The 7,605-nt window shown below is 46.3% G+C and carries 9 protein-coding genes; 6 read left to right on the top strand and 3 right to left on the bottom strand.

Annotated features, from left to right (window positions below; translation table 11 throughout):
* Positions 1-175: 175 nt before the first annotated feature.
* From AB7D94_RS15410 to AB7D94_RS15390, 5 genes are read left to right on the top strand one after another with little or no spacing between them, the layout of a single operon-like run.
* Positions 176-943, top strand: coding sequence for a ParA family protein (locus AB7D94_RS15410; protein ID WP_420266875.1), 768 nt, complete (start codon positions 176-178; stop codon positions 941-943).
* Positions 928-1,470 carry a hypothetical protein gene (locus AB7D94_RS15405; protein ID WP_420266874.1) on the top strand — a complete coding sequence of 181 codons (543 nt, stop codon included), beginning with the start codon at positions 928-930 and terminating at the stop codon, positions 1,468-1,470. Before AB7D94_RS15410 ends, AB7D94_RS15405 begins: the two co-directional genes overlap by 16 nt.
* An 11-nt stretch (positions 1,471-1,481) precedes the next feature.
* Complete coding sequence (locus AB7D94_RS15400) at positions 1,482-2,417, top strand: RluA family pseudouridine synthase (protein ID WP_420266873.1); 936 nt, start codon at positions 1,482-1,484, stop codon at positions 2,415-2,417.
* Entirely contained in the window at positions 2,414-2,569 is a 156-nt protein-coding gene (locus AB7D94_RS15395; protein ID WP_420266872.1) for a hypothetical protein, read from the top strand. Before AB7D94_RS15400 ends, AB7D94_RS15395 begins: the two co-directional genes overlap by 4 nt.
* Before the next feature lie 12 nt (positions 2,570-2,581).
* Entirely contained in the window at positions 2,582-3,103 is a 522-nt protein-coding gene (locus AB7D94_RS15390) for a CinA family protein (RefSeq protein ID WP_420266871.1), read from the top strand.
* Here the strand turns inward: AB7D94_RS15390 and AB7D94_RS15385 are convergent.
* On the bottom strand, positions 3,097-4,659 hold the full coding sequence (locus AB7D94_RS15385) for a hypothetical protein (RefSeq protein WP_420266869.1): 1,563 nt from the start codon (positions 4,657-4,659) through the stop codon (positions 3,097-3,099). The two genes, AB7D94_RS15390 and AB7D94_RS15385, sit on opposite strands and share 7 nt — an antisense overlap.
* Positions 4,660-4,982: 323 nt before the next feature.
* Between AB7D94_RS15385 and AB7D94_RS15380 the strand changes: the two genes are divergently transcribed.
* Positions 4,983-5,627, top strand: coding sequence for a JAB domain-containing protein (locus AB7D94_RS15380; protein ID WP_420266868.1), 645 nt, complete (start codon positions 4,983-4,985; stop codon positions 5,625-5,627).
* 217 nt (positions 5,628-5,844) lie between these two features.
* On the opposite strand, the gene AB7D94_RS15375 is transcribed toward AB7D94_RS15380, so the two are convergent.
* Complete coding sequence (locus AB7D94_RS15375; protein WP_420266866.1) at positions 5,845-6,453, bottom strand: hypothetical protein; 609 nt, start codon at positions 6,451-6,453, stop codon at positions 5,845-5,847.
* A gap of 143 nt (positions 6,454-6,596) precedes the next feature.
* Positions 6,597-7,295: a hypothetical protein gene (locus tag AB7D94_RS15370; RefSeq protein WP_420266865.1), complete on the bottom strand. Its 699-nt coding sequence runs from the start codon at positions 7,293-7,295 to the stop codon at positions 6,597-6,599.
* Between the last annotated feature and the right edge of the window lie 310 nt (positions 7,296-7,605).

The raw sequence follows: 7,605 nt of genomic DNA, 5'->3' as shown, positions 1-7,605 counted from the left end.
TCTGACTATGCACACTCACAGGCGCACGATTCCGGACAAGCCGGAATGACAAAATAAGGGCGGTGACAAAAATAAGGGAGACAATTTCTAATGCGTTTGCCCTGAATCAGGCGTTAGTTGACAGTTTTTACATACATCTGTTAGATTATACTGTGTATTGGATAAGGAGGGTTTTGTGGTAACGGTTTGTCTGGCTAACCATAAAGGGGGTACGGGAAAGACCTCGATTTGTATTAATATGGGAACCTATTTCGCGAAGAAAAAGGTAAAAACCCTGATCATAGACATGGACCCGCAGGGGCATGTGGCCCCGGGTCTTGGCATAGAGGTGGGTTATAATGACCGTTGCATCGCCGATGTCCTTTTAAATCAGGAGGAGATTGCCTCTATCGTTGCCAATTCGTCTGTAAAGGGACTGGATGTTGCCCCGTCTAACATCAGGCTCAGCCTCGTAAACGAGACGTTGTATAATTCTTTTAAACGGGAACGCCGGCTTATGAGATCAATGGAGAAGATATACAGGGACAAGACATACGATTTAGTGATAATTGACTGTCCTCCGTCGTTAGGCCCTTTGGTTGAAAACACCCTCATGGTGGCCGATTATTGTTTCATCCCCTGTGAACCGTCGTCCCGTTCAATTGACGGGCTTGCCGATTTTATCATAAAGCTGAAAGACGTCAGAGAGGGCGAGCTTGATGGCCGTTGGCTTATCGTACTGTCGAGGGTCAAAAAATCTGCCCGTCTGACCAACGAGGTCATTGACGAGAAACTCTCCTCGTACAAGGACAGGATATTTAAGACGAAGATATTTGAAAGAGAATCTATTAATCAGGCACAAATAGCTGGAATCCCTGTTTTTGACTTTCCCAGAGGACAGTTGGCTTCCGATAATTTCTCGAAGTTCGGCAAGGAGGTTGCATCGCGTTGTCACATAAAATAAAGAACTTGATGACAGGGGGCAGCTCACGCCTCGAAAAACGTACATCCAAAAAGAAAAAAGGGAAGGCCGTTAAAGAATACATAACGCCGTTAGAAAAATCTGAGGTACAACCGCTGAATCAGAATCTGTCTGAGGAGAAAATCTCAGAGATTCAACTGCCTGATACCCGCACCCCGCCCGATACATCACATGCGGACATCGCGCCAGACGACCTACCCCCCCATGTGCGCGAGAGCCTTAGGATACTCCTCAATAACAACATCACATTGGAGTGTATGCAGGCCATTGAGTCTATGTCCTCAAAGAATAAAGATTTTATGGAGTCATTTATAAAATTAGGCCCCCAGGCGATGGCAGTCTTTTGCAATATCGCCGGTGACGAAGACTACGTTATTACATCGAAGATTAAACTTATCTCGTTGTTAAACAGGGTCAGCCGCAACGAGATAGTCCACAAACTTTTGAGGCGCGTTGGGGCGGCGATTGAGGCCCTGCGCCGCCTTAAGGACCTCCTGTTGCTGCAGTAAACGCATACACTATGGCCGTGGAGTTTCACGTAACTGAGACCGAAAAGGGGCAGAGGCTTGATGTGTATCTGGCGTCACAGACCCGGCTTACGCGCTCGCAAATCAATAAGCTCATTAAAGACGCCCACGTGTCACACAACGGCCAACCGGCAAGGCACGGCTGCAAAATACGCAAGGGCGATGTTGCCATAGTGGATTTCCCACCGCCGCAGGACGGCGAACTAACGCCGCAGGAAATAGAAATTGATGTGCCCTACGAGGACAAGCACCTAATGGTAGTGGACAAACCCCCCGGTATGCCCATGTACCCCGGCGCCGGACACCTGACCGGCACCCTGATGAATGCCGTCAAATGGAGGGACCCGATCATGGCTAACATTGGCGGGCCTTTACGTCCCGGCGTCGTACATAGAATAGATAAAGACACATCCGGCCTTGTTGTCATAGCCCTTGATGAGCCTTCGTACTACGGCCTTGTTGAGCAGTTTAAAGACAGAACCATCAAAAGAAAATACCTTGCCCTGATTTACGGTTCAATGAAGACGCCCCAGGGACAGATAACACTGCCAATAGGACGCTCCAAATCGGACAGGAAAAAGATGTCCACTGTGTCAGACCGGCACAAACCGGCCGTTACAAACTGGCGGACGCTGAAGACATTCAAAGGTGCCTCTCTCGTGGAGGCGGTGCTGTCCACGGGCAGGACACATCAGATAAGGGTGCATTTCTCGGCCATCGGACACCCCGTACTCGGCGACCAGACCTATGGCCTGAAGACATTTATCACACAGGGTAAGATTCACATCCCGCGCCAGATGCTCCATGCCGCCTTGCTTGGATTTGTCCATCCGGTTACGGGGCAGTATCTTGAGTTTAGCAGCCGCCCACCCGCGGATATGGAGCATATCTGTTCCCTCCTTGAGGCAGAATGTTATAATACCAAATGAACCCGACAAAAAAAGACGCAAAAGGACAGCTCAAAACGCACACTCCCCGCCAGCTCAAAGAGGAAAAGGCCATTTGTATCAACAAGGACTGCAGGCTTCGAAAAGGCGGCTGCAAGGGTTTTGAAGGCTGCCCCGGCTATAAAACCATATAGTGGGGTCTCCACATGCTTTTGGACATAGATAAGAGAGAAATCGAAGCGCTCTATACACTTACGCGGCGTGTAGTGGAGGCGGCAGCCGCTAAAAGAATATCCATAGCTACGGCTGAATCATGCACGGGTGGCATGATAGCGGGGTTTATTACCTCAGTGCCGGGAAGCTCCTCGGTGTTTTGTGGCGGGGCGGTAACTTATTCTAACACACTCAAGGAGAATTTCTTAGGGGTATCGCCTGAGACGCTTCGCAATTATGGGGCAGTGAGCCACCAGACAGCCCTTGAAATGTCACTTGGGATACGGGAAGCAACCGCCGCGGACTTAGGCCTCGCGGTTACAGGCATAGCCGGGCCATCTGGAGGCACGCCAGAGAAACCCGTGGGGCTTGTCTATATATCGCTCACCTGTCCCAGCCCTATTGAGTTTGCCATAGAATGCCACTTCAATGGCAGCCGCGATAAAATACGCTTTGAAACTGCAAAAAAAGCCATCGCAATGCTCTATGACGGCGTTCTGAGGGGAATTCAGTGATGGGCGTATTTCATTATGTACAGGCAGAACTTCTCATCAATAAGGACACTTCCCGCAAACGCCTTAACGAAGTATACGTTGCCGCCATATCTGGCCAGCGAATCAGGGTCAATAGGGTAGTTCAGGACGAGGAGTATGTCTTTTTTTTTATTAAGCGCATACTGCTCTGCCGCTGCGAGGATAGTTCGCGGGCCATAGCGCTGCCGTTTGTTGTCCCATGTGACAAATGTGGCGTGTCTTTGTGTTGCCGGATAATAGATAGGGCGGTTTAAATAAGCCGCGACGCCTGATGCCACGCAATCCGGGTCGCCAAGTATGGGCATTTTGTCTAACCCGTTTGTTTTGATATACGTCGCCGTTTCCTTGTTTGCCGAAAATGGATAGAGATGCCCCAGCGTGTTTGCGGCAACGCCGGCAATTACGTTGCTCACAAGGACAACTGTAAAGAAGACATTCTTTGCGGCTTCGAAAAGTTCATATCTCTGATTTAAAACGCCGGTCTCAGAAGATTTCTCATCATAGAGGTTCGAGAGCCAGAAGGCCGACACTAAAACGATAAAATAATGCCCTATATGTCTTATCGCCCCGGCGTAAATCATATAGTTAAACAGGATAATCCCAAATGTGCCAACCGCGTAATAAAACAGAGCCACCGGGCGGCGCAGCAACACAATTGAAGAAATGGTTACAATGGCCATGGACAGGAAAAACCTCACCGCGGCCTCTCTAACCGGGTCAGTAATGATATAGGTGATTACGTTGCTCCCCCAGAATTGCATGGTAACCATGGGTATCGGTATGCAGGCGCTCCAGACACAGGCTATTGACCCGAAAAAATTATTAAGGGTTAATCTCATATCACCAGGTGGGTGATAAAAGAAGGAGTCATGGGGAGGGTGCATCTGTATTGCCGATATTAATAGACCGCAGGTAAAAATTACAATTCCGGCGGCAAGCGCCCACTTCTCCTTTGAGGAAATAGTGGCCGCCTTGTCTCTTGAGAAAATCAGCTCAAAGATGAGCATGAGGAATAAGGCAATGGCTATAACCGCCCCGTAGGGATTGCTCTGGCAGAGAAAAAATAAAACGATAGAAAGATAAATATAATTTTTGTCTTTAATCCCCGGACGAAAGAGCGACAAAAAAATAAACAACAGGAGCAGCCCATAAGAGTAGTTCCGGCTGATTACGCAGTACTCGTAAAAGGGATAGTACCCTAAGATAAAGAGGACTTTCTGAAGTTCAGTGAAAGGCGCGCTTCTCACCGCGACATACACAACACCCACGGCAATGGCAAGATGAGCTATCTGCATAATCAGCGGGTTTGGAGTTATCGCCGACAGCGCGTACAGGGTCAAAAACCAGAGAGCCGGATGTCCCTGATACCTGATGTTATTAAATAGCTCGCCAAGGGTTGACGCGTCGCGCGCCATCATCCATGCCTCAAGCTCATCGCGCCACATCACATGGTGCATAATATTGAATATCCCCAGAAACAAAAAGCCTGAGACACAGACTAATACGAACCTGCCGCCTCGTAAGTGTTTATCTTCCATGCGTGCCTCGCTCAAAACGCTGCCTCATAATAAGAGATATTGGGTGAATTTGCCTTGTGGCATTGCCCGGAGCTAAGATACCGCTTTGCCGGGCTTTTGTCAATATGCCCTAACTCATTAAGTGGACAACACCGTCCTGCCAGTATGGAGTGCATTACATATGTGTGGAGTGCCATACCATTTATTAGCAGTTGTCTAAACCATCAACTCCTTGTAATATAAGGATAATAGTTGTGGCACGAGATTTGCTACATTACATGTACTATGTGTAGTCTGCCATATGAGTATATTGTATCAGCCGATGCGTCAGCCGGAGGTGCGCCATGTATCTGAAAGTAGTGCGCGTCGGGCGGCCTACACGAGAGGATAAGATTATCACATCTGCTACGGACGTCTATAATCTTTTAAGTTCGATATCCAAAGAGGACAGAGAAAACCTCTTTGCCGTACATCTCGACACACAGTGCAGGTTTCTCGCTACGGAGGTCATTGCCAAAGGCTCTCTGAACATGTGCGGCGTGACGCTTCGCGAGGTCTTTAAAACCGCCTGTCTGAACAATACCGCGGCGATTATCCTCGTCCATAACCACACGGGCGGCATGGCAAGGCCGAGCAAGGAGGATATCCTGCTCACCGACAGGGTAAAGGCCTTCGCAAAACAGATAAATATTGACATCCACGACCATCTTGTCATCGGCGACGGCGAAATATACAGCATAGAGGGCAGGGTACGCTATATAATCCCCCCCAAACACCTCTCAATTGAAAAGCTCTTCGACAAGTGTTTGGAAGACGATAGGTGCGTTAATGCCCTGAGGAGACTAAATAAAGACATCTATGAGTGCAGCCTCTGCATTTATGACAAAAATGACGGCTACGGTTATCTGTATATGAGCCGGGATGACGAAGTCAGGATTATTTTTGATACTGAATATGCAATACAAGGCGTTGAAGAGGATTACGGATAGATCTCACTCCGCGAAAAAAAATTGTCTCCACCCGGCTCGTCTTGCCTTCATTCCGGCTTGTCTGGAATCTGTCTCTACACATACTCAAGCCAAATAAGATTCCAGACAAGCCGGAATGAACGGAATAGGGGTCCCGGAATGACGGACTAAGGGTAAAATTCACTATTCCTTAGTGCGAAAGTTCAGTTAGAAATGTCGTGGAGTGAGATGTATAACATTAATAGTACCTTTTTATAGTTTCATTGTCCATATCTTTATCTTTCCTTATCGTTTTCCAATAATATCCCTTTTTTGATTTATCGTCGATAGCAAAATATTCAAAAAACGAATCTCGGTAAGCGGCGTTAAGAGCACGGCAGCGGTAAAACTTATAGTTTGAGCGATTTGGCTGACGAAATGGTTCAAAAAATGGCTTTTCCAACTCATCAGGCCACCATGACGGAGACATTAATGAGTATGGAAAGGCCGTCTTGCTCTCATCAACTTCCGTACAGTAGGTAGAAAACGTTTCATATCGAAAACTTAACCAGTAATATGCGTCTAGCCAATAATCTCTATGGGCTTCTGTAAATACCATGATATCATAGGCGTCTTTCGTAAAGTTATCAAGTTTTATCAGATTCCTGCCATCGTAAGCAGCATTTAGTCGTACCTCACCGCTGTGGCCGGTTCCTTTATAGTATATAGTCTGCCAACCGCGATTAATATAATCCGATATTATATCATCCTCGCAAGCCTTTAATAGAACTAAATAAATTATTACGACGTATATAAGCTTCCTGAATATTTTTTTCAATAGTATTATTATCTTTATTCTCATAGCCATATTGTAGACAATCAACAGGAAAATTGTCAATTCAGGAGAAAACAATTTTAGTGTTTGTTTGACATTGCCCACAATGACATCATGCGTAAAGCCATTGTGGGCAATGGTAGTGGCCGTATCAGGAAATTGACTTAAACAGTCCCCTATTGTCCGAAAGACTGATCTACCTCATCTATAATTGCTCGTGGAACGTCTTGAGGCCAAAGGTGATCACATACATTGTTACAGGATATACGAGGATCTCCCAATCTTCCCGTACTATTGGCAGCCAAATCTCCAATACTGTCTATTATGCTGGCTACAATTCTCTTGTCGATGCGCCCATGTATGGTGCCTTTGTCTAAAGCATTTTTAAACAAATCATAAACCTCCTTTGCATAGCCCGCAGGATATGAGGCAGCAATTCCACCCAGTCCGGCCCTTGTGGCTATGCAATGCGCACGGCAGTGATAGAACTTATCCAGCCCCCTTGGATCTTTGCCGTTATTCTCTGCCCTATTCATAGCTATTTGCATCTTTCTTAATTGTATATACATCTCTACCATCGCGATTATTTCCTCTAAGGTGAATGCAGAAGGATCAATCCCAAGTCTGCGAAGTAAGTCAGCTTTCCTGCTCATGCTCAACCCCTTTCTTAACATTTCAAGAAGCTCCCTAAGTTGTTTGTCAGTTATGATTTGTTTCTCGTTTGCTTTATCAGCAACGACTATGTTTTCTACTTTGGATACAACTGCTACGTTCTCTTTTTCAGAGCCGTCGCCTGTGTATCCTTTTTTTGGGACTTCGGGCAAGCTGCCTTCAAGTTTTCCGTCTTTGCCTTGAATCCAAAACTGTTCTGACATTTTACGTCCTCCTGTGGTCTGGCTATATTGCCGCTAATGCGGTTGTTTTGATCAGCATGATACCTCTGTTTTTAAATTTAAATAACCACAGATGCAGATTGAGTAATACATATTATAACACATTTAGAATTATTTATCAATCTGTAATTAATAATTGTTTGTAATGGGCATAATCTTATTTTCTCGCTGGCCTTCAACAAATCAAGAGGATTGAATCTACAGGGCAAACGCATTAGAAATTGCCTTCCTTATCTTTGTCATTCCGGCTTGTCCGGAATCTGTCCTTATGCCTAAGAATATGCACAATCAT

Source organism: Candidatus Magnetominusculus dajiuhuensis, assembly GCF_046044395.1.
In the GTDB taxonomy this organism is placed as follows: domain Bacteria; phylum Nitrospirota; class Thermodesulfovibrionia; order Thermodesulfovibrionales; family Magnetobacteriaceae; genus Magnetominusculus; species Magnetominusculus dajiuhuensis.
Note: the sequence above shows the minus strand (reverse complement) of the source record. Positions and strands in the feature narration are given on the sequence as shown.